The following is a 22,763-nucleotide window of genomic DNA, read 5'->3' as shown; positions in this document are numbered from 1 at the left end:
CATCGGCGTACACACAGCGCCGGTCAGCCCAACGGGCCGAGCCTGACGGCCTCCTTGAGGAAGACGACACCGTCGATCATGTCGAGGTGTACCGGGTTCAGCGGGAAGTAGGCGAAGTCACGGGAGGTGCGCGGGGCGACCTTCGTGACGGCCTCGGCCAGGCGGCGGGCGTCGACGAGGGCGTGGTCCCACGGGAGCGTGCACAGGACGCCCTCGACGGTGTCCGGGGGCGGGGTGTCGTCGCCGGCCGTGCCGAAGGCGGATGCCAGGAAGGCGTACCGGTCTCCCAGGGAGGTCGCTGTGATCGCTCCCGCGCTCCACCACTCCAACTGCTGGTCACCGAACGCCATGACGGTCTTGTTCCGCTGCAGGTGGAGGTTGGAGGCGAAGACCAGGGCCGGGCCGCGCTCGGCGACGGCACGCAGATTGGCGGCCATCATGGCGTCCCGCAGGGCCGACAACCGGGCCCACCGTTCCGGGGAGTCGTCGGCCATCCAGTGGTGGTAGCGGAGCAGGCCGGTGGCGGTGCGCCCGTACAGTTCCGCCCGCTCCCTGTCCTGGCCGCTCAGCCGTGGCGCCTGTGTCTCGAGCAGCGCCACCAGGTCGTCGGCGATCACGCGCAGGCGCTGGGCGTCGGCGGACCGGCCGATCGACTGGGCCGGGTCCATGGCCGCGGCCTGGTTGGACCACCGGTCGTCCGGGCCCAGCAGCGTGTCGAGGGTTTCCGCGCCGCACGGCAGCGGACCTTCGAGGAGGGCGTGGAGGCCGGTGAGCGCCTCGCGCGGGCTCGCCGCCCAGTACTCCACAGGTCCGTCGAAGCCGAAGAAGCGGAGCTTGTCGTCATGCTCCTCGTTGTACGCCCGCATCCAGCGTACGAGCTCGCGGTTGGCGGGGAACGCGCCGAAGCCGTGGCTGAAGCCGCGTTCCATGACGTCGTCGAGCGTGCCCGTGCCCGTCGTGATGTAGTCGTCCACCACGAGGCCCATCAGACAGTCGCTCTCGATGGCGAACGACCGGTAGCCCTCGTGCTCGACCAGATGCCGGAAGATCTCGTTGCGCACGTCGCCCAGCTCCTCCACGAAGTGCCTGGCCTCGCCCAGGCCGAGCAGCAGGGGCCGGGCGGGCAGCGACCGCAGGAACGCCGAGACGCCCCCGCCGTCCAGCGGACGGGCTGTGTCCTTGATATCCATGGCATCAACCGTATCGTTGAACTTTCGGTGTAAACTTTGCCGCCGAACTCCCGCTACCGTCGCAACGGACCTTCAATCGGTGATGCACCCATGAGACCAGTGGACCTGGCGCGCGAGCACGGCCTGTCCACCCAGGCGATCAGGAACTACGAGGACGCCGGCATCCTGCCCGCCGCCGAACGCACCGCCCACGGCTACCGCACCTACACGCCGCTGCACGCACAGGCCCTGCGCGCGTTCCTCGCCCTTGTGCCCGGGCACGGCCACCAGACGGCCACGTCGATCATGCAGGCGGTCAACCGGGGCGCCACCGAGGACGCGCTGCGGCTCATCGACGAGAGCCACGGCCAGCTCCTCGACGACCGCCGCACCCTCCAGGCCGTCGAGGCCGCGCTCCGCGACCTGGCGCCCCTGCCGCAGGAGCGCGGCGACACCTTCATCGGCCCCCTGGCCAGGAGACTCGGCCTCCGTCCCGCCACCCTGCGCAAATGGGAGAACGCCGGTCTGGTCCGGCCGCGCCGCGACCCGCGGACGGGCTACCGGATCTACAGCGCGGCCGACGTACGGGACGCCCGGCTGGCCCACCAGCTCAGGCGCGGCGGCTACCTGCTGGAGCAGATCGCCCCGCTGATCGCCCAGGTCCGCTCCGCCGGTGGCGTCGCCCCGCTGGAGTCGACCCTGCGCGACTGGCAGGGCCGCCTGTCCGCCCGGGGCCGCGCCATGCTCACGGGCGCCGCCGACCTGGACGCCTACCTCCGCGCCCGCCGATGACGGCGCGCCGTGAGCCGCCCGGCACCTGATCGTCACACATACCGCGCGGGGATGACCGGCAGGCGGCGCTCCACGATTACGGTGACGTTGAAGGCGCCGTTGCCGTTCGTCACGTTGTCGTCGTTGAGCCGGAGCCACAGCTCAGAGCCGTGCTGCTCGTCGGGGACGACGACAGGCTGGTCGGTCCCGCCGCCGACGTAGAACCAGTTGGCGTTGTTGAACCCCGCGATGAGGCTGGATCCGCGCGCCTCGGGAAGGGGATACCAGGGTTTGCCCGGCCCGGCGAGTCCTTCGGGGCCGTTGCGGTCGATGAACACCCAGCCCGCCCAGATGGTGCCCGTCGCGGTGATGCTGATCCGGTCCCCCCTGCTCAACCTGATCCCGGTGTTGACCGGCCCGCCGTCGCGGCCCTCGCCGACCAGGATGCCGCCCACCCTCAGCACCGGGCCGCCGGAGACGCGGCCGTCCACCACCCGGACGATCTCCGTGGTGCGGTTGACCGCGACCTGGTTGTGCGGGGGCGCCAGATATCGCGCTGTGTACTTGATGGGCGCCGCCGGAACGTCGGGGGTCACCCGGATCTCGTCCTGGATGAACGTGGTGAGGGTCGCGGCTGGATCGGCCAGGACGCGGCCCGCGTTGCCGGCGGAGCCGCCGACGACGACCACTCTGAGCGAGGACTGCCGCAGGACCTGTGCGTGCTTGCCGTCGATGGTGAGATCGCCGGAGACACCCGCCGTCCAGGCCGCTTCCAGTGCCGCCTTCACTTCGGTGTAGCTCTTGGTGGATTCGGCGAAGATGAGGATCGCCCGGCCGTAGGACACGCTTGAGATGGCGCACGGCGGGTTGTCGGGTCCCGCGTACAGCTTGACCTCGTCGAGCGTCACGTCGTCGGCGAAGAACCGTGAGGGTGATCCGTCCGGGGTGAAGGCGACGTCGTAGTAGGTCTGCGTGAACAGGCCCAGAGTGGTGGACCGCTCCAGTCTGGTGGTGAAGCCGGCTTTGGCTCCGATGTTGAACATGGCTCCCTTGACGTTGACGCCCAGGTTGACCATGCCCTCCTCCAGACTGCTGATCTGGATCACCCTGTGGTCGAGGGCGGCCGCGGCGTCCTTGGGGGCGAGCTCGGCAACGAGGGCGTTGAGGGTGTCGATGTAGGACGGCAACGTGGGGGTGTCCAGGCGGCTGCTGCGAGACCTCGGGCTCGTGGTCCTGAGATCGGTGGTGACGGTGATCGTTCCCGGGTAGCGCGTCAGGTTGATGGGAGCCAGTGCGCCGGTCCGCACCGACTGGCCCGTCACGGCCGCGCCCGCCCACAGGGCGTCGGGGACCGGCGTCGTCTCGGTGAAGGTTGCGACGAGGTTGACGATCTCCATCGTGGCTTCCGTGACCTCGACGTCCACGTCGTCCACCCGCGCCTGCCGCCGCTTGACGCCGATCTGGCGTTCGTCAGCCGGTTCGGCGGGCAGCGGCGCCAGCGAACGCAGGTAGGCGTCCACCTCCAGGACGTTCGGCGGGGTGTCGGTGATGCTCGGCAGGGCGGGCCCTTGATCGATCTGGAACAGCTTCAGATCCGACGGCTCCACGACGGACGCGCGGTCGCGTGGCAGCCAGGCCAGGGTCTGCTCGTCGGGCACCTCCCGGAGCGTCCCCGCCCGCACCAGGAAGGCGGACGTGGCGTCCGGGGCGATGTGGACCGTGCCTTCCATCACCGAAGGCAGCGGTCTGCCGTGTTCCAGCTCGTCGAGCTGGCGGTCGGGCAGGACCCGGACAGCCTCGTAGCCGCCTCGGCCGAGCCGCGTGAAGGTGACGTCATCGGGGACCAGCCGGCGGCGACCGTCCTCCACCAGATAGATGTGGGGGGAGGATTCCCCTTTGACCAGGGTTCCGTTGTCCGCGGGAGTCGTCATGCCGTTTCCTTCCTCGGGAATCGATGGCTCGACCATAGGAAGGCGGCAGAACGCGCACCCCAGGGCGCGGCCCGGGGAATTACCTCAAGGCAACCACGTTGGGGCCTAGGCGCTGCGGCGTCACCCGCCCACGATGAAGAGATGATTTCGGCGTTCGTCGGGCGGGTCCACGAGTTGGAACGACTCGACAAGGTCTTCGAACAGGTCAGAGCCGGCATCCCGCACCTGGTCCTGGTGGACGGCGCTGCCGGCATCGGCAAGACCACGCTGGTCCGCCGTTTCCTCTCCGGCCGGCCCGAACTGCCCGTGCTCCATGCCAGTGGTGACGAGAACGAGACCGATCTTCCCTACGGCGTGCTCTCCCAGCTGACGGGGAACCCCCACCCGGCGGACCGGGATCCGATCGCGGCGGGGATCGAGTTCCTGGAACGCTTGGGAACGCTCCAGGACGGCGGGCCGGTCGCGGTGATCGTGGACGACATCCACTGGGCCGACCTTCCGTCGCTCCAGGCGATCACCTTCGCGCTGCGCCGCCTGCGCGCCGACCAGGTGCTGTCCGTTGTCGTCGCACGTGAACCGGCTGCGACGGACATGCCCACGGGCTTGCGCAAACTCCTGGAGGATGACCGGACGGCCCGTATCCACCTCAGCGGCCTGCCCGCCGCCGAGCTGCGCGAGTTCCGGCGCAGTGTCGACGGCCTGGTGCTGGGCAGCGCGGCGGCGGACCGCCTGTGGGCCTTCACCGCGGGTAACCCGCTGCACGTGCGCGAACTGCTGGAACACCTGCCGGCGGGTGTCTTCGACGATCTGACCCGGCCGCTTCCGGCTCCCCACGGGTACGCCTCGCTGGTGTTGGCGCGGATGGCCGCCTGCGGCCCGGCCACCCGCGACTTCCTGGCCGCGGCCAGCGTCCTGACTCTTCCGAGCCCCATCGACGGCATCGCCCGGCTTGCCGCCGTCGAGCCGCTGACCGCCCTGGACGAGGCGGTCAGCGCTGGACTTCTGGAGGAACAGCAGGCCGGATACGGCCTTCAGGTGAGCTTCCCGCACCCCTTGACGCAGGCGGCGATCTATCAGGGGGTGGGGGTGGCGACCCGCCATCGCCTGCACGCCCGCGCGGCCGAGCTCGCCTTGTCCGATGGTGAGCGCTTCCATCATCGGGTGCGGGCCGCCACCGGACCTGACCCCGAGCTGGCCGCCGAACTGGCCGCCTTCGCGCGGGACGAGCAACGCGGCGGCCTGTGGTCGGCCGCGGGGACTCACCTGTTGCAGGCCGCTCACCTGGCCGGGGACGAAGCTCACCGCGCTCAGCTGCTCGGTGAGGCGATCGGTGCGCTCGCCCATGCCGGCCGGATGCAGGAGGCGGCCACCCTCGCTCAGAGGCTGCCCGCCGGCTGCCCGGCCGACGTCCGCGCCTTCGCCCACGGGGTCCTGGCCCAGATCCAGGGCCGCAGCGACGAAGCCGTCCCGCACCTGACCGAGGCATGGAACCGTGCCGATCGGGCGGCCGGCCCCCTGATGGCGGCTCGCGCGGCGGAGCAGCTGGCCCTCCTGACCGTGATGGAGGGCCACACCGCGCAGTCGATCCTGTGGGCGGAACGTGCGCTCAGCATCGCCGGGAATGACCTCGACATGGGTATCGTCCGCGGCATCCGCCTGCCCGCCATGTTCTTCCTGCACGGTCCGGGCAAGGCTCTGGACGGGGTCGCCCACCTTCCCACGGCGGCGGCCGGCACCAGACGTGACCACGATCAACTGGTGGGCAGAGGGGCGGTCCGGACCTGGAGCGGTGACCTCCGCGGCGCGATCGCCGACCTGACCGGCCTGCTCGCCTGCAGCGAGCGCCTGTCGGCGTTCCAGCGCATCAATGCCCACGCACACCTCGGCAATGCCCTGCACCTCACCGGGAACTGGGACGAGGCGATCGTCCACGGTGAGATCTCGGTGACGCTGACGGAAGAGTTCGACCAGCGGTGGATGGCGGGCGGTGTCCTCGCCCTGGCCGCGCTGGTCCCGGCCAAACGCGGTGATCGGGCAACCGCCGAGCAACACCTGTCCGAAGGCCGCCGCCTGGAGAAGATCGCGGCCAACCGGCTCTATCAGGGAGTTGCCGAAGCCTGGCTGGCCACCTCCCAAGGTGACCCCGCTCGGGTCCTGCGGGTGCTGCATCCGCTCCTTGACCTCACCGACCGAGGCGGGGTCGACGAACCCGGAGTCATGGACTGGCGTGACCTGCTCAGCGACGCCCACCTCGCCGTCGGCGAACCGGACTGCGCCCAGGCCGTGCTGGCGCCGTTCGAGCGGCGGGCGCTGGAACGAGCTCGCGACGTCTCCCTGGTACGGGTCTTTCGCGCCAAGGGCAACCTGCTGGCCGCCGGCGAAGACCTCACCGGGGCTGCCGAAGCCTTCGAACGCGGCCTGCGGCACGCCGCGCGGGCGGGCGTCCCCTTCGACCGCGCCCGGCTGGAGCTGGACTTCGGCTGCTTCCTACGGCGACGCGGATCCCGGAGCGCGGCCGCGGCCCGGCTGACCGCCGCACACCACGTCTTCGCCGCCTTGGGCGCGACCCCCTTCCTCGAACGATGCGACCGGGAACTGGCCGCCTGCGGTCTCGCTCCGCGGCGCGGTCCCCGCAGCGGAGACCTGACCGCCCGTGAGCTGGCGGTGGCCAGGCTGGTGGCCACCGGGAGGAGCAACCAGCAGGTCGGCAGGGAACTGCTGGTCAGCGTCAAGACGGTGGAGTACCACCTCGGACACGTCTTCACCAAGCTCGGTGTGACCAACCGGGCCGAACTCGCCGCCCGGTTCGCTCCCGGCGGCGACCCCTAGCAGCCCCCAGCAGAGCCGCGCCCAGGGACATCCCCGGGCTCCTCCCCGGGGTGCCGGACCCGGACGAGGGTGACCATGGCCGTGTACGGCAACGACCTAGGGAGGCGAAGGCGTGCACTTCGTCCTGGATTTGCACCACTCGTCAGACGGCGTCCGTGGACAGGTTCTCCGGAACGGCGCCGACGGCCCGGAGGACTTCAGCGGATGGCTGGAACTGTTCCGCCTGCTGGAGCCGCGTCCCGCAACCGGCCCGGACCCCGTCCAGACCGTGCGGCGGCTCGTGGAGGCGGAGAACCGCCACGACCGGGAGGCCGCCGAGCGTCTCCTGGCAGCGGACTTCGTCGGCATCACGCGCGCCCGCGGGGAGGAGCAGGCGCGCGACGAGCTGCTCGCCGAGGTCGCCCGGCCGGCGAACCCTGATCTCGACCGGGACGTCGACGCGGACGATTTATGGACAGGCCGTGGTCCGAACCTGTGTGTCGTGCGCAGCATCGTCACCACGGACGAACCGGTCAGGCGCTTCCGCAACCTCCACGTCCTCGTCGTGGAGCAGGACCGGTGGCGCTGCCTGGCCTGGCAGGTCACCGAGCTGAAGCCTTGACGAGCCGGCGTCGCTCAACGCGCTTCGGCCCGGGTGCCCGTCAGGGCGTCGGACAGGTCGCCGGCGCGGGGGAAACGCAGGATCCACGCGGACGGGACCGGCCGCCCCAGGCGCCGTTCCAGCTCGCCGGCGAGCTGGACCGCAAGCAAGGAGTGGCCGCCCAGCCGCAGGAAGTTGTCGTCCGGTCCGACCTGCTCGACGCCGAGCACCTCGCGGAACGCGGCGAGGACCGTCTCCTCCACCGCGCGGGCCCGCCCGTCGTGCCCGGCCGCGGCGCGGGGTGTGGTGACGCCGGTCGCGCCGAGCGGGTCAGCGCCGGTTCCGGTGGGCGGGTCGGCGTGGCGGCCGTCGGGCCGGTGCGCGTCGGGCCGGTGCGCGTCGGGCCGGTGCGTGCCCGCGTACCGGTCGGCCAGCAACCGCTTGCGGACCTTTCCGTTCGGCGTGAGCGGCAGCTCCGCGACGATGACGACGTCGGCCGGCACGTGGTCGCGAGGCAGCAGCGCCGCGCAGTGGTCGCGCAGCTCGGCCGGCGAGACGGCCGAGGCGGGGGCGGTCGAGGCGGGGGCGGTCGAGGCGGGGGCGGTCGAGGCGGGGGCGGTCGAGGGGGACAGGACTACCGCGGCGACGGCGACCCTGCCGAGCACCGCGTGCGGCACCCCGAACACCGCCACCTCCGCCACCGCCCCGTGAGTGCGCAGCGCTGCCTCCACCGTGGCCGAGGCGATGTTCAGGCCGCCCGAGACGACCACGTCGTCGGCGCGCTCCACGAAGTGCACCAACCCGTCGGCGTCCCGCCGGCACAGGTCTCCGGTCGCGATCCACCCGTCCGCCAGATAGCGCGTTCCGGAACCGCCGGCCGCTCCGGCGGGAAGGGGTGTCAGGTAGCCGAGCGCGGGCCCGGTGTGCCGCAGCCACAGCTCACCCGTCTCTCCGGGGCCCACGTCGCGGCCCGCGGCGTCCACGAGCCGCGCTTCCGGTCCGAGCGTGCCCAGCGCCGGCGGCCGGTCCGGCGAGCACCGGTGCTGCAGCCCGGCGCCTCCTTCGGCCACCGTGTAGACGTTGAAGATCTCCGCCGCCGGGAAGACCGCCGCGAGCCCCGCGACGGTCGGCTGGTCGAGCGGCGCGGACGACGACACCACGGACCGCACCCGTCCGGGCGCGCACCCCTGCCGACGCAGCGCGGCCACCGCGAGCCGCGCCGTGGTCGGCACCAGACTCAGCGCCGTCACCCGGTGCTCGTCGATGAGGGCGGCCAGCCGCTCGGCGGCGAACGGCTGCGTGAGCACCACGTGCACGCCGTTGACCAGGCAGCCCTTCAGCACGGACAGCGCCGCGTTCGTGCCGATGGCGACGGACGTGAGCAGCGCGTTGACCTGTGGCGGCGGCACGTCGTCGCCTCCGGGCCAGTCCTCGGTCAGCGAGGCGTGGGTGCTGAGGACGGCCTTGGCGGTGCCCGTGGTGCCCGAGGTGAGGATCACCACGGCCGGGTCGGCGCCGCTGCGCGGCTCCGTGACGGGCTCCGGCGTGAGGAGCGGGGTCGGGGCGGGCGGGGTCGGGGCGGGCGGGGTCGGGGCGGGCGGGGTCGGGGCGGGGCCGGGGGGCGCGCTCGGCGCGGCCGTCAGCTCGCCGGCACGGGCCTGCCACCCGTCGAAGCCCGGCACCGGCGGCCCCTCCCCCGTGACCGGCCCGCCCGCGACCAGGCCCACCGAGGTCACCGCCGCGCCGGTGGCCAGCAGGTGGGACGGCGGGACGGGGGCACGCACGGGGACGGCCACACCGCCGGCGGCGAGCACGCCGAGGAGGCAGGAGGCGAACGCCAGCCAGTCGCCGTCCTCGAACGCGAGCAGCACCCGCTCCCCCGGCCGCAGCCCGCGAGCGGCCAGGCCGGCGGCGACCCGCCCGGATTCCCGGTGCCAGGTCAGGTAGTCGAGCGTGCCCACCCCGTCGACGGTGAACGCGGGCGCCGCCGGATGCCGGGCCGCGCGGCGGGCGAGGATTCCGGCCAGCGACACAGGCGATGACACGGGCAACGGCGGTCCCTCCCCGCGAACGGCCTACCAGCGGACGGCCAACGGCACGCCTTCCCACCATACGCACCACGGGCTGTCTTGATCAGAATGCTCAAGGCGATTGATGTTCATCGTTGACCCTCTTACCGCCATTACTAAGACTCGTCCCGAATTCGCACCCGATTGGAGGTACGAGATGGGGCACAGTGACCTACCTCGTGACAGTTGCGGCGGTGTCCGGCGGTGTGGAGGAAATCTCCTCGTCGCCAACGCCACCCAGCCGAGCGAGTCCGCGGTCCGCCGCAACGCGAGAGCCGTCTCCGAGTTCTGGGCGACGTTCCGGGCATCCCGGAAGATGCTGAACAAGAAGCGGTAACCACTCCTTGCGATCAGAACTCGGCACCTCTGGAGGGGTTTCGGACATCCTGTCCGAGCCCCTCTACTCGCGTACGGAGGACGGCGCGCTCGGCGGCGACCCGCTGCGGCTGGCCGCGCCCGCCCGACGTTTCTCCCTGGAGCGGCTGGCGCTGCTGCTGGACGGGCTGCCGTTCGAGGCGGAGTTCCCGCCCGAGTGCCCGTGGGAGGGCGTCGTACGGCACCGCCCGCCCCTCGACCTGCCCCCGCTCGGCTCCTCCGACGAGTCGGCGCTGCGCGAGGAGTTCTCCGCGGCCGTCTCGCGCTGCCTGGGCGACGCCGAGTCCGCCGTCGTCCTGCTGTCCGGCGGCATGGACTCGTGGGCCGTCTTCGTCCAGGCCTGGGAGCAAACCCGGCGCGAGGGCCGCAGGCTGAGCGCGGTCGTGTGGAACCTGCGCGACCAGTTCGGCAAGGCCACCGCGAGCCTGGTCCACCGGCAGCTCCGTGCCGTCGGCATCCCCTGCGACCTGCACGTCCTGCCGGCCGAGTGGCGGGCGCTGCCCGAGCCGTGCTGGTCGCCGCTCGGCCCCCGGCACGACTACTACACGCGCCTGCACCAGGCCACCGTGGACCACGCCCATGCCATCGGCGCCACCGTCCTGCTCAGCGGACAGGGCGGCGACGAGGTGCTGGGCGCCTGGAACCACCTGTCCGGCTCGCTGGCGCGCGGGCGCCGGTGGCGGGACCTGCGCCACTACCTGGCGGCGTTCGGCCGTGGCGACTCCGTGGTGGAGGTGGCCGGCGAGGCGGCCGCCCTGGCCGCCGGGCGGCTGCCTCCTCAGACGTCGTTCCAGCTGTACGTGGCCACCGCGCTGCGCGACGTGGTCAACAGCGGACGCCGCTCGGTGCTCACCGACGCCTACCGGGACTCGGTCGGGGACTGGGTCGAGAACTGGCTGGCCGCCAGGTTCGCGTCGTTCCGGGCCGAGGGCGGCGACTGGGCGACGGCCAGCCTGCGCGACTCGATCTTCCCGTGGGCGTACGACGCGCACCCTCTGGGCGCCCCCATCCGGCAGCGCTCGCCGTTCGTGGACGACCGGTTCGTCAGGTACGCCTTCGGGCTGCCGCCCGCCGCCCGGTTCCGGGCCGACGGGCCGCACCCGTACCAGTGGTACAAGGCGCTGCACCTGCGGCTGCTGCCGCCCGAGCTGCGGCCGCTGCTGCCGGAGTACAAGCAGAGCTACTCCGACGCCTTCCGCCGCTACGTGCTGGACGTCCTGCCCGAGGGGCCGCTGCTGGTCGAGGAGCTGGGGCTGATCCGGCCCATGGACCGGCTCGACCTGGAACGGGTCCATCCGCGGCTGCCCATCGTGGTGCGCAACGTGGAGCGGTGGGTGGCGGGCGCGCTCGAAGCCGGCGCCGAGCCGGTGACCGTCCGCTAGCATGCGCGCCGCGGCGCGCCGCTGGTTCGGCGCCGAACCGGCCGTCCACCTCGCCCTGGCCCCCTGCGGCGGGGCGGTGAGCTGGCAGAGCGAGCGGGAGCCCGGGCTGTTCGTGTGGCGGCGCGGCGCGGGCGTGCGCAGGCTGCCGCTCGGCCGTGCCGAGGTCGTGGACCACACCTGGTGGCCGGCTGGCGGTGCCGTGCTGGCCGTCCTGTCCGGCCGCCACCCCCGGGTGGTGGTGCACGACGAGGCCACCGGCCGTACGGCGGAGGTCACACCGGAGGGGGCCGGAGAGGTGCACGTCGTGGACCGTGACCAGCCGCGCCGGGGCAGCCTGCTGCTGGCCGGCGCCACCCCGGACGGCGGCCGTGCCTGGCACCTGCTGTCCGCGCGGACCGGCCCCGCCCGCCCGGTGCCCGTCCCGGAGGGGGTGAGCCGCCTGTTCAGCGATCCGGACGACCGGCCGTGCGCCGCCACCGCCCGGGACGCCGACGGCGCCCTCGTCGTGTACGCGGCGCAGGCGCGGGCCGCGGGCCGGGCGGATCAGGCGGACGTGCGCGCCGCGGGGCCGGACGGCTGGCACGAGGTGTGGCGGTCGCCGCCGCCCGGCGCGCTGGTCACCCATCCGATCGACGTCACGGCGGACGGGCACGGCCTGTACCTGTCCGCGCCCTGCCGCGGCGGGTTCCTCGGCGTACGGCTGCTGGACCTGCGCGGCGGCACCGTGCGCACCGTGCTTGACGACGGCGGGCACGACCTCGACGTGGTGCTGGACCCGGTGACGCGGCTGCCGCAGCTCGCGCTCGTGTCGGCCGGGGCACGCCTGGAGCACCGCGCGCTGGACCCGGAGCTGGCCGCGGACCTGGCCGCGCTGACCGCCCGCCATCCGGGCGAGCTCCAGCTCGCCGGCCTCACCCGCGACAACGCGACCTGGCTGGTGCGGCTCGACGACGGCCGGACGCCGCCCCGGGACCTGGTGTGGGAGCGCCGCACCGGCGCCGTCGACCCCGTCCCGGCCGGCCCGCCGAACCGGCGGGCGAAGTCCCTGCTCCGGCTCGTGGGCAGCCGGCCCGCGACCGCGGGGGTCGCGCCCACGACCACGGTGACGATCCCCGCGCGCGACGGGCTGCCGCTCGACGGCTACCTGGTGACCCCGTCCGGTCCCGCCGCCCGGCCGTACCCGACCGTGCTGCTCGTGCACGGCGGCCCCTGGTCGCGCGACACGTGGGGGCTGTCCCCCGAGGCCCAGTGGCTGGCCGCGTGCGGGTACGCGTCCCTGCGCGTCAACTTCCGCGGCTCGGAGGGGTACGGCACCCGCTTCCTGGACCTGGGCCGCGCCGACTGGGGCGGCGGCATGCAGGACGACCTGGAGGACGCGGTGCGCTGGGCCGTCGCCGAAGGGCACGCCGACCCCGGCCGGGTGGCCGTCATGGGCCAGTCGTACGGCGGGTACGCCGCGCTGATGGCCGCCACCGCCCGCCCCAAGGCGTTCGCGCTGGCCGTGGCCGTCTGCGCGCCGACCGACCTGGTGGCGTTCCTGCGGCACGTGCGGGGGTCGGCGCACCACGAGCGGGCCCACTTCCTGCACCGCGTCGGCGACCCGGACCGCGACGCCGACCTGCTCCGGGAGCGCTCACCACTCACCCACGCCGCCCGCTGCCACACGCCGGTGCTGCTGGCGCACGGCCGCGACGACCCGCTGGTCCCCTGGACGCACGCGACCACGATGGCCGCCGCGCTGGCCGGGCACGGCCACCCGCACCACTGCCTCGTCCTGTCCGGCGAGGGCCACGGCATCACGCGCCCGGCCAACCGGATCAGGCTCGCCCACGTGGTGAGCCGCCAGCTCGCGTACCACCTCGCAGAGAGGCGCACATGACCACCCCGCAGCACGCGACCGCCCCGCCCGCTCCCGCCCGGGAACCCGCCCCCTCCTTCCGCTACAGCGCCGCGCCGGACCGGCTCGCGCCGTTCGTCACCCGGCCCGCCTACCGGGAGGCCGGCTCCGGTCGCGCCGCCGCCCCGCCCGGCACCGGCGGCACGTACTCCCTGGCCGCGCTGGGCGCCTGGTTCACCTGGCCGGGGCTGAGCACCGACTTGTTCCCCGCCGCGCCGTGGGCCGGGCTGGAACGCGTCCGGCACGCCCCGCCCCGGCCACGCGGGCACGCCCGCCCGGACGAGCTGCGCGACCGGCTCGAAGCCGCGGTCGAGCGGGCGATCGGCGACCGGGAACACGTCGCGGTCGCCACCTCCGGCGGCCTCGACTCCGCCGCGCTGCTCGCCGTCACCGCCCGGGTCTGCCGCCGCACCGGCCGCCGGCTGCTGGCCGTCACCATGGACATCGCCGACGACCGGGGCCGCCGCCCGAAAGTGGTGGTGGACCGGCTGCTGGACTTCCTCGGCCTGAGCTGTCCCCACCTGCGCGTGGACCTCGCCCCTCGGCGCTGGCCGGAACCGGACTGGTCCGCGCACGGCCCCCGCTTCGACGGCTTCCCCCGCCTGCACCGCGGGATGGCCGAGCTGGCCGCCGGCGCGGGGGCGCAGATCGTGCTCCACGGAAGCGGCGCCGACCAGTTACTGGAGGCGCCGGGCTACCTGTCCGCGCGGCTGCTCGCCGCGGGCTCGTTCGGCGACCTGGCCGCCTACCTGCGCGACGCCTCCCTCGGCGGCGGGCCGCCGGCGCGTGAGCTGCTGGCGGCGCTGGCCGGCCGGCTCGGCCGCCGGGCCTCCTCCGGGCTCTACTGGTCCACCGCCTGGCCGCGCCGGTTGCGGGAGCACGGCTCGGCCCTGCTGGCCGAGGACGTCCTCGAGCGAGCGTGCGGCTGGGAGGACGACTACCGGGCCGAGGCGGCCCGGGTCGCGGCCGAGGCGGGGGTGACGTGGGCGGAGGCGCTGATGATGCACCGCACGTTCCCGTACGACGTCGTGGTGCCGGCCACGGAGCTGCCCGAGGCCGCGCCGTTCTACGACCCGGTCTTCGCCGAGTACGCCTTCCACCTGCCGCTGACGGCCCGGTACTCGGGGGCGTACGACAACGAGTACCTGCGCCGGAAACGGCTGGTCGCCGACCTGCTGCCGGACGGCGTGGGCGCGGTGCTGCCGCCGTACCGGCAGCGGGGGTCGCAGTCGTACGCGCGTTACTGGCGGCTGGCGCGGGTGGAACCGGTGCTGGCCGTCGAGCGGGGGCTGCTGCGGCCGGACTGGCGGTCGCGGTGCCGGGACACGTTCGAGGTGGCGACGGCCAGCGCGGTGGAGCTGTGGCTGCGCGGCGCGGAGCAGCGGGGGGCGACGGCGTGAGCGGCGGCGGTTCCGGTGGGCCGGTGCCGGGGATCGATGTGGACGCGTTGGCGCTGTATCTGTCGCGGCCTTCCCTGGCCCTCGGTGTGTATCCGGCCTCACCTTGGGCGGACGGCTCTCCGGCCGGGCAGCCCGCCCCGCTCGGCGCGGGCTTCGACGCCCTGGGCGTGACGGATGCGCGCGGGCTGGGTGTGGCGGATCCGCGTGAGCTGGCCGAACGGCTGCGGGACGCGGCCGCCCGGGCCATCGGGGCGCACCGGACGGTGGCCGTCCTGCATGACGGGAGTGTCGGGGCGACGGCGCTGCTGGTGGCGGCGACCGCGGCGGGCCGCGCGCTCGGCGCGGAGGTGACCGTCGTGGTCGCCGACCATCCCGACGCGGACGGCGCCGGCATCGCCGTGGCCACGCAGCGGGTCGTCGCGGCCCTCGATGACGGGCACCGCTTCCTCCTCGCCGAGACCGGCCGCCTCGGCACCGGCTCACCGCCGGGAGCCGGACTCGGCGAGGAGGGCTGGGCGGCTTCGGCGGGTTCCGGCGCCGGGTGGAATCCGGTGGCGCCCGACCTGGCGCGCACGCCGCTGGTGCGGGCGGCCGAGGCCAGGGCGGCGCGGCTGGGCGCGACGCTGCTGCTCACCGCCGAGGGCTGCGAGGACGTCCTGCAGGCCGGACCGTTGCCGTCCCGCCCGCGAGGGACGTGGGCCGCCCGCAGGCAACTCGCGGACCGCTGGCGGACGGAGGGCGCCGCCGCCGTGCTCGCGGACGCGACGTCCGTGCTGGGCCGGGGAGCGCGGGCGCGGCGGCTCCGCGCCGGCCTGCAGGTGGCTCTCGCGCCGTTCGCCGAGGCCCTGGGAGACCCGCCGCGGGTGCTGCCACCCGGCCGCCTGGCGCGCGTGGAGGAGTGGACGGCGGGCTGGATCCGGCGACTGGTGGAAGGGCTGGCGGCGCACCGGGACCCGGTCCGCGCCTACGTGCTGGCGCGCACGACGCGCTTCGCCGGGCCGCTCCCGGCCGCCGTAGCCGCCGCCGCCGGGCTGCCGCGCAGGTCGCCGTTCCTGGACCCCGCCTTCACCGCGTGGGCTGTCCGGCTACCGGCCGCCGCCCGGTACGACCCGCGCCTGCCCGCCCCGCACCTGCGGCGCAACGGACTGCTGGTCTCGCTCGTCCCCCGCGCCGCCCGCCACGTCCTGCCCACGACCGCCGTGATCGGCCCGGCAGGTCCCGCGACGGCGCGGGCGGCGCGGGCGGCGGATCACCCGCTCTGCCAGGCGCTGGGCGTGCTGGACCGCGACGCCGGGCCGATGGAGCCGGCAGAGGCGAGGGAACAGGCGGAGGCGAGGGAACAGGCGGAGCCGATGGAGCCGGCGGTGGCGGCGAGGCTGGCGGTCCTGGAGGAGTGGCTGGCCGGAGCCGGGCGGGTCAGCCGCCCAGCCCGAACCGGCGGCTGAGCGCGTCCCCCACCGGGCTGACGAGCCGGCGCCGCACGGCCCCGCCCACGGCCGCCCGCAGCCGCATCGCCGGCGGCCACCAGGTCCGTCCGGCGGTGGGCCGCCAGAAGAACGTCACCGACGACGTGATGCCCGGCCCTTCGACGAGGTGCCCCCAGTAAAGGGGGATGTAAAGCGCCTCGCCGGCCCGTACCGTGCACCGCAGCGGCGTCGTGTGCCGCAGCGGCGAATTCGGCCCGGCCGGCACGGCGGAGAAATCGATGCGGCTGAAATTGAACCGGTACGAATACCACGGATGGTGCTGGAGGTGGCGGTGGTCCGAGGGCGGGAACAGGAGCACCTCCTTGGCCCCGCTCACCTGGCACAGCAGCGCCTGCTCGTTGCTGTGGTAGTGCAGGGCGGTCACCGTGTCCCGGCCGACGAACAACGCGAGCCCCAGCTCCGGCGCCCCGGCCAGGCAGCCGGGCACCGACAGGTCGTCGGCCAGCTCCGGCAGCAGGTCCAGCAGCGGCACCTGGGCCAGGTAGCAGCGTTCGGCCTCTCCCGGCGAGGTGAGGAGGTCGAGGTAGCGGTCCATGCGCAACTGCGCCTGCACCCAGCTCCCGTAGTAGGAGCCTGAGGGGTAGAACTCGACGGGCACCCGCGTCCGGCCGACCTTCTCGCGCAGGTAGCCGGGGTTCCAGCGGTCCAGGGCGGGCCAGCGGTCCAGCGCCCCTTCGATGAGCAGCGGCCGGCGGGCCTGTTCCAGCTCGCGGACGCCGCCGATGTCGTCGGCGCGCCGCCGGGGCACCTCGCCCGCCCGCAGCCGGCGCCAGTCGGCCGTGCGCCCGTCCGTACGCTCGGCCGTGCGCCCGGCCGTACGCTCGGCTGTGCGCCCGGCCGTGTGCCCGTCCGTGCGCTCGGCTGTGTGCTCGGACGTGCTCCCGGTCGTCGGCTCGGGCGGCTGCGGGGCGCCCGTCCCCGACCGCTCCCGGATTCCCGGCCTGCCGTCACCGTTCACCACGCCGGACTCCTCTCGCCCGCGGCCGCCTCGCGCGGACCGCCGCTCGACCACTCCCCCGGCGTCCGTGCCGGGCCGGGCGTCGCCGGTGCGGGCGGCCGTGCCGGCGTCGCCCACGACCAGTTCCCGCCAGTTCTCCGTCTGCTCGAACGGGAACGGCGCCACCTGCGGCGGCCCGCCACCCGACTCGATCCAGCGCCCCATCTCCGCCAGCAGCCGCTCGGCGTCCAGCCGCTTCTGGTCCACCGCGCCCGACGGCAGCCACGCGCGCAGCCGGGCGAGCTGCGCGGCCGCCGCCGGGTCGTCCGCACCGGCGCGGTCGAGCAGCGCACCCCACTCCCGGTCGGGGTAGAACATGTCCTTGGCCAGGGCCGCCAGCGCCGCGGCGACCTCCTCGCCGACCACCGTCTCGCGGACGGCGGCGGCCAGCGTGGCCCTGATGTTGACCATGGGCTCCGACAGCGGCCGGTAGCCGCCCTGCGTGGGGGCGTGCAGCACCGCCACCTCGTCGTCGTCGGTCAGCACGCCGCGCCGGTACTGCTCGGCCACCTCGCCCACCGGAATCATGCCGAACTCGGCCAGCTCGGCCGCCCGCAGCGCCCCCATGCTCGCCGCCCCGTACACCCGGACGCCGAGCGACAGCGCGTACAGGATCTCCTTGTGCCACACGGCCGGGACGCGTTCGAAGTAGCCGTCCACGATGCCGATGGCCGCCGGCCGCTCGCGGGCGGCGCGGTAGACCGAGCCGAGCTCGGCGGGCGGGCGGTAGTCGGCGGCGAGGATGCGGGCGGCCTCGGCGACCGGCAGGGTGGGCCCGAGGAAGACCACCGGCGGGCGCCGGGCGGCCGGGTTCACTCCTCCCATGGCCGCCACCGCAGTCCCGGCACGACGGCCTTGACGACCGGAACGCCGAGGTCGTCGATCGTCAGGTCGACGACCACGGCCGCGCCGATTCCGGCGGCCGTCAGCCGGCCGAGCAGCCACTGCAGGTCGTCGTTGACCGTGTCGTGGTCGATGTCGGGCGTCTGCCGGTAGTCGCGCCGCGGCCGGTCCCGTACGGCGTCGCCGACGGCGCGCCGCTGCTCCGGGTCGAAGTACCAGCTCTGCCGGTCGCGGCCGATGTCGTCCCGGGAGCCCACGATCACGGTGGCTCTGGCCTGCGCGGCCTCGGTGAGGGCGCGCGACAGCGCGATGGCCCGGCGGGGGTGGCAGCCGGAGCCCTGCGTCTGCGGCAGCGGGTGGTACCAGGGCGTGTCGGTCTCCACGGCCAGGCAGTTGACGACGGGCACCCCGATCTCGGAGGTGAGGTCCCACACCAGCACGTCGATGCCGGCACGGCGGAAACGCCCCAGCAGGTCGCGGCAGGACTCGTCGGCGATCGTCTCGGGCCGCACCATCCGCCGCGCGGCGAGCAGGTCTCCGGCGTCCTGCGCGGCGACGATGGAGTCCCGTTCGACGAGCTCGCACAGGGCGTGCACGGTCGCCTCCAGGAGGCTGTTGCCGGACGCCAGTCCGTTGGAGCCGTTCTGGACGGCGTGGTCGCCGGGCGCGACGGGTACCCGCCAGTCACAGTGCACGGCCTCGTACGGCACCCAGGTGAGCCGGTGGCCGATGAGGTCCCAGCCGCGCACCCAGCGCATGGGGCGGTCGGCCGCGTACTCGCTGCAGGGGCAGCGGACCAGGGTCATCGGGTCGAGGACGGCCTCGCCGGCGGCGGTGAGCGCGCGGTGGGTGGCGTAGCGCAGGGGCAGGTGGTGGGTCTCGGCGTGCCAGAGTTCGAGCGACTCCATGACGGCCGAGGCCCGGGCGGCGTCCTCGGTGACGCCCTTGCCCTGTGAGACGGTCAGGCTGCGGGAGGCGGGGCGGACGGCGCACCAGACGGGGATGCCGATCCGGTCCATGCCGGTGACGTTCGCTACGCGGGTGATGCCGGCGGCCGCCATGGCGGGCGACACCCGGGCGAGCGTCGTGGCGGGGCTCACGGCGCGGTCGGTGCCGTCGCGGTAGGCCTTGGGGATCGGCTGGGCCCGGGCGGCGGCCCAGCGGCCGGATATTTCCTCAGTAGCAGAACCGGAGATGAGATTTCCCTCCATATGACCACTTTCCGCCGGACAGTGTTATGCGGGTGATCTTTGATCTATGCTGCCGACCGATAACCAAAGAGACAAGTGTGCGATTGGGGATACGAGTGCCCTCGCGGACGTTTCATGACATTCCACCGTCAAGTGACGGCCGGTTCCAAGGGCGTCCGAGCGACGTGGTCGTGCTGGGCGTCCCGATCGACTCGGGCACGGGCGGTCGACCCGGCGCGCGCTTCGGACCCGCCGCCATCCGGGAGGCCTCCACCCTCATCGCGGGCAACCTCTACCACGTCGGGCTGGAGACCGAGGTCTTCGAGCACCTGCGCATCGTCGACGTCGGCGACGTGCCCGTCACGCCCGGCCAGCACGACCGCAACCTCGACGCGGCCGAGAAGTGGATGCGCGAGCTCATGGCCGTCACCGACCGGGTCGTCGTGCTCGGCGGCGACCACTCCGTGCTGCTGCCGGTGCTGCGGGCCGTGGCCGACAAGCACGGGCCGGTGAGCTTCGTGCACTGGGACGCCCACGCCGACACCTGGGACGGCGGCCCGGAACACCTGCTCACCCACGCCACGGCGGTCCGCCGCGTCATCGAGGAGGGACTCACCAACCAGGTGTTCCAGATCGGGCTGCGCGGCTACGGCCCCTCCCGCGAGACCTTCGCCTGGGCCGCCGAGAACGGCGTCGAGCACTGGACCATGATGGACGTGGACGAGACCGGCCTGACCGACATCGTCCAGCAGGTCATCTCCACCGTGACGGGCAAGGTCTACATCTCCGTCGACATCGACGTGCTCGACCCCTCGTACGCACCCGGCACCGGCACCCCCGAGCCCGGCGGGCTGACCAGCAGAGAGCTGCTGGCCGGCATCCGCGACCTGGTCCGCAACACCGACGTGGTCGGCCTGGACGTCGTGGAGGTGGCGCCGCCCTACGACCACGCCGACGTCACCGCGCTGGTGGCCAACCGGTGCGTGCTGGAGTTCCTGTCGGCCACCGCCCAGCGCAGGGCCACCGGTTAGGACTGCCGTCGGGCGGCGTGCTCGGCGCACAGCCGGGCGTAGCTGCCGCCGCGCGCGACCAGCTCCTCGTGGGAGCCGTGCTCGACCAGCACCCCGTCGTCCAGCACGAGGACGCGGTCGGCGGCCTGCGCGGTCTCCAGCCGATGAGTGATCAGCAGCACCGTCCGCCGGCCGCGTTCCGCCAGCAGCCGCTGGATCAGCGCCGCCTCCGCCTGCACGTCCAGCGCCGCCGTCGGCTCGTCCAGCACCCACACGGGCGCGTCGCGGTACAGCACCCGGGCCAGGGCGAGCCGCTGCCACTGGCCGCCGGACAGCTCGCGGGCCCCCGGGAACATCCGGCCCACCGGGTTGTCCGCGCCACGCGGCAACTGCTCGACCACCCGGCTCAGCCCGCTGGCCCGCAGCGCGAGGTCGAGCCGGTCACGGTCCAGGGGCCGGTCCGCCCGGCCGAGCCGGACCGACTCGGCCACGGTGAACTCGTAGCGGCCGTACTCCTGGTAGAGGACGCCGATCAGGTCACGCAGCCGGGCCGGGCCGAGCCCCGCCACGTCGGCGCCGTCCACGAGAATCCGCCCGCCGGCCGGGGTCAGCAGCCCCAGCAGCAGCTTCACCAGCGTGGACTTGCCCGCCCCGTTGCGTCCCACCAGCACCGCGAACTCGCCGGGCAGCAGCGTGAACGACGCCTCCCGCAGGACCGGCGGCCCGCCGGCGTAGGCGTAGGCCACGCCCTGGAAGTCCACCCGCGGCGGCCCGCCCACGGGAGCCGCCGGACGCTCGTCCGAGGGCCCCCGTTCGGCGGGCGGCGGCGCGCCGTAGGCCAGCGCCACGAAGTCGGTGAGGTACGCGGCGTGCTCCTCGATGTCGACCACGATGGTGAACAGGTCGACCGTGGAGTTCATCAGCGTGCCGAAGGCGGTGAAGACGAGGAACAGCTCGGCCGCCGTCAGCGCGCCGGACGACGCCTGGTCCGCCGCGATGAAGTACGCCACGACCAGGCACACGGCGCTCAGCACCCCGGCGACCAGGCCGCGGGCCACGCTGTGGCGGCTCGCCGCGATGACGGCGCGCAGCGCGCGCCGGCTGACCGCGTCGTGCATCCCCGCGAACGGCGAGGCCAGCCCGTAGCTGCGCACGTCCTTGGCCAGGTCGTAGCGGACCAGCAGCTCGGTCAGGTAGTCGCGGCGGCGCTCCAGCTCGGTGACGCCCCGCCGAGCCAGGTAGATGGCCCTGGCCTCCATCCGCCGCTGCACCAGCAGCGGCACGCCCGCGAGCAGGGCCAGGCCGATGAGCCGCACGTCCAGGATGGCCAGCACGCCGACCATGCTGACCAGCGAGACGACCTGGCCGCCGAACTCGATGAGGATGCCGGCGATGGCGGCCGGCCGCCAGGTCACGCCGTCGTGCGCCCGCGCGACCGCGTCGTACCAGGCGGGGTCGTCGAAGCGCTCCAGCGGCGCGAACCCGGTGACGCGGAGCAGCCGCTGCTCGGAGGTGATGCCGACCAGTTCGGTCAGCTCCTCGCGGCGCACGGACAGCATCGCGGCCAGCGCCACGCGCAGCGCGGTCAGCCCGCCCAGCACGAGGATCCACGTGGTCGCGCGGGCGTCCTGCGCGCGCGAGAACGCCTCGACGATCTCGCGCACGATCAGCAGGAGCGCCGCGGGCAGCGTCGACACGGCCGTGGACAGGAGCAGGACGAGGACCAGCAGCCGGGGCGACGCCTCGAAGCACAGCCGGATCGCCACCCTGGCCGCGCCGGCCGGGCCCCCCGCTCCGGTACGGCCGGACGGTGTCACGTTCGGCCGGGCTCCACGTCGACGAGCCGCGACACCGGCCGCGGCAGCAGCTCGTGCCAGATCTCCTGCCGCTCGGGCAGCAGGAAGTCCACCTGCCGCACCCGCAGCGGCACGCGCAGCCAGCGCCGGTCCTTCCACCCGGCCGCCAGGTCCTCCCAGCCGGGCACCCGCGGGTAGTGGTGCGGGCGCACCGAGGCCAGGCAGACCGGCTCGCGCGACGACTGGTAGCGGTACTCGACGGCGCCGCGCAGGAACGGCGAGACGTTCTCGTCCACCGCCCGCGTGGCCAGCGCGTGCATCACCACCACGTCGCCCGGCCCGAGGTCCGGGGCCCGCCACCAGTCGCCCTCGCCCGGCCCGACCACGGCCTCGACGCCGCCCGAGTCGAGCACGGTCAGCGGGCGGACCCCGGGAACGGCCCGTTCCCGCAGCACGCGCAGGGTGCCGCCGTCGGCCGGGAAGGCGGTGAACGGCACCCAGGCGGTGAGCACGTCCGGCGTGCCCTGGACGTAGGTGTGCTCCTGGTGCGGCGGTACCCAGAAGCCGGGATGCATCAGGCTGACCTGGCGGCGGGTGTGGTTCAGCAGCCGCTTGCCGAGGATGGCCGTCATCACCCGGACCAGCTCGGGCGCGTGCGCCAGCTCGTGCATCAGCTCGACCCGCTGCAGGTCCTCGTACATGCGCCACCAGCGCGGGCTGCCGTCGCGGCGGTTGGCCGCCGGGCGCAGGCCGCCGCCGCCGCCGTCACCGGCCGCGCCGCCGTCGGCTCCGGCGCCGGAGCCGGAGCCGGAGCCGGAGCCGGAGCCGGAGCCGGAGGCGTCGGCGAGCCAGTCGTGGCGGCGCAGCACCGCCGCGAACCGGGCGCGCAGCTCGGCCGGCCGGCCCTCGGGCAGCAGCCCGCGGAACAGGAGCATGCCCTGCTCACGGAGCCGCCGCCGCAACGCGGCCGGATCGCCGGCGATCGGCGTGGAGTCCTCGGCGACCAGTGTGCCGCCGTCGTTCTGCAGGCTCATCAT

Annotated in this window: 15 protein-coding genes; 8 read left to right on the top strand and 7 right to left on the bottom strand. The window is 74.2% G+C overall.

What is annotated here, in order from left to right:
- Nucleotides 1–23: 23 nt before the first annotated feature.
- Nucleotides 24–1,190, bottom strand: a complete 1,167-nt coding sequence (locus tag ACGF0J_RS16410) for an erythromycin esterase family protein (RefSeq protein ID WP_393146422.1) — start codon at nucleotides 1,188–1,190, stop codon at nucleotides 24–26.
- Nucleotides 1,191–1,280: 90 nt separating this feature from the next.
- Here ACGF0J_RS16410 and ACGF0J_RS16405 point away from each other — a divergent pair, with 90 nt between their 5' ends.
- Nucleotides 1,281–1,961 carry a TioE family transcriptional regulator gene (locus ACGF0J_RS16405; RefSeq protein WP_393146420.1) on the top strand — a complete coding sequence of 227 codons (681 nt, stop codon included), beginning with the start codon at nucleotides 1,281–1,283 and terminating at the stop codon, nucleotides 1,959–1,961.
- Between the two features lie 32 nt (nucleotides 1,962–1,993).
- Here ACGF0J_RS16405 and ACGF0J_RS16400 read toward each other — a convergent pair whose 3' ends face one another.
- Complete coding sequence (locus ACGF0J_RS16400; RefSeq protein ID WP_393146418.1) at nucleotides 1,994–3,871, bottom strand: thiol-activated cytolysin family protein; 1,878 nt, start codon at nucleotides 3,869–3,871, stop codon at nucleotides 1,994–1,996.
- A 141-nt stretch (nucleotides 3,872–4,012) separates the two neighbouring features.
- Here ACGF0J_RS16400 and ACGF0J_RS16395 point away from each other — a divergent pair, with 141 nt between their 5' ends.
- Complete coding sequence (locus ACGF0J_RS16395) at nucleotides 4,013–6,700, top strand: AAA family ATPase (protein WP_393146416.1); 2,688 nt, start codon at nucleotides 4,013–4,015, stop codon at nucleotides 6,698–6,700.
- A 112-nt stretch (nucleotides 6,701–6,812) separates the two neighbouring features.
- A complete protein-coding gene (locus ACGF0J_RS16390; protein WP_393146414.1) occupies nucleotides 6,813–7,301 on the top strand; it encodes a nuclear transport factor 2 family protein in 489 nt (162 codons plus the stop codon).
- 14 nt (nucleotides 7,302–7,315) lie between these two features.
- Here ACGF0J_RS16390 and ACGF0J_RS16385 read toward each other — a convergent pair whose 3' ends face one another.
- On the bottom strand, nucleotides 7,316–9,325 hold the full coding sequence (locus ACGF0J_RS16385; protein WP_393146412.1) for an AMP-binding protein: 2,010 nt from the start codon (nucleotides 9,323–9,325) through the stop codon (nucleotides 7,316–7,318).
- A 368-nt stretch (nucleotides 9,326–9,693) separates the two neighbouring features.
- Here ACGF0J_RS16385 and ACGF0J_RS16380 point away from each other — a divergent pair, with 368 nt between their 5' ends.
- From ACGF0J_RS16380 to ACGF0J_RS16365, 4 genes are read left to right on the top strand one after another with little or no spacing between them, the layout of a single operon-like run.
- Nucleotides 9,694–11,106 carry an asparagine synthase-related protein gene (locus tag ACGF0J_RS16380; RefSeq protein WP_393146410.1) on the top strand — a complete coding sequence of 471 codons (1,413 nt, stop codon included), beginning with the start codon at nucleotides 9,694–9,696 and terminating at the stop codon, nucleotides 11,104–11,106.
- A gap of 1 nt (nucleotide 11,107) precedes the next feature.
- Entirely contained in the window at nucleotides 11,108–12,985 is a 1,878-nt protein-coding gene (locus ACGF0J_RS16375) for an alpha/beta hydrolase family protein (protein ID WP_393146408.1), read from the top strand.
- Complete coding sequence (locus ACGF0J_RS16370; protein WP_393146406.1) at nucleotides 12,982–14,403, top strand: asparagine synthase-related protein; 1,422 nt, start codon at nucleotides 12,982–12,984, stop codon at nucleotides 14,401–14,403. Before ACGF0J_RS16375 ends, ACGF0J_RS16370 begins: the two co-directional genes overlap by 4 nt.
- Before the next feature lie 23 nt (nucleotides 14,404–14,426).
- On the top strand, nucleotides 14,427–15,848 hold the full coding sequence (locus ACGF0J_RS16365; RefSeq protein WP_393146404.1) for a hypothetical protein: 1,422 nt from the start codon (nucleotides 14,427–14,429) through the stop codon (nucleotides 15,846–15,848).
- Here the strand turns inward: ACGF0J_RS16365 and ACGF0J_RS16360 are convergent.
- Together ACGF0J_RS16360 and ACGF0J_RS16355 are read right to left on the bottom strand one after the other, a co-directional pair.
- Nucleotides 15,820–17,712, bottom strand: a complete 1,893-nt coding sequence (locus tag ACGF0J_RS16360; protein WP_393146402.1) for a TfuA-like protein — start codon at nucleotides 17,710–17,712, stop codon at nucleotides 15,820–15,822. The two genes, ACGF0J_RS16365 and ACGF0J_RS16360, sit on opposite strands and share 29 nt — an antisense overlap.
- Nucleotides 17,700–18,941 carry a YcaO-like family protein gene (locus ACGF0J_RS16355; RefSeq protein ID WP_393146400.1) on the bottom strand — a complete coding sequence of 414 codons (1,242 nt, stop codon included), beginning with the start codon at nucleotides 18,939–18,941 and terminating at the stop codon, nucleotides 17,700–17,702. Before ACGF0J_RS16355 ends, ACGF0J_RS16360 begins: the two co-directional genes overlap by 13 nt.
- Nucleotides 18,942–19,111: 170 nt before the next feature.
- On the opposite strand from ACGF0J_RS16355, the gene speB reads away from it, so the two are divergent.
- Nucleotides 19,112–19,951, top strand: a complete 840-nt coding sequence (gene speB / locus ACGF0J_RS16350) for an agmatinase (RefSeq protein ID WP_393146398.1) — start codon at nucleotides 19,112–19,114, stop codon at nucleotides 19,949–19,951.
- Here speB and ACGF0J_RS16345 read toward each other — a convergent pair.
- Together ACGF0J_RS16345 and ACGF0J_RS16340 are read right to left on the bottom strand one after the other, a co-directional pair.
- On the bottom strand, nucleotides 19,948–21,747 hold the full coding sequence (locus ACGF0J_RS16345) for an ABC transporter ATP-binding protein (RefSeq protein ID WP_393146396.1): 1,800 nt from the start codon (nucleotides 21,745–21,747) through the stop codon (nucleotides 19,948–19,950). The genes speB and ACGF0J_RS16345 overlap by 4 nt on opposite strands.
- On the bottom strand, nucleotides 21,744–22,763 hold the full coding sequence (locus tag ACGF0J_RS16340; RefSeq protein WP_393146394.1) for a phytanoyl-CoA dioxygenase family protein: 1,020 nt from the start codon (nucleotides 22,761–22,763) through the stop codon (nucleotides 21,744–21,746). The genes ACGF0J_RS16345 and ACGF0J_RS16340 overlap by 4 nt, the downstream gene beginning before the upstream one ends.

The organism is Nonomuraea sp. NPDC047897, assembly GCF_043204415.1.
Taxonomy (GTDB): domain Bacteria; phylum Actinomycetota; class Actinomycetes; order Streptosporangiales; family Streptosporangiaceae; genus Nonomuraea.
This window is presented reverse-complemented; position numbering and strand designations above follow the sequence as displayed.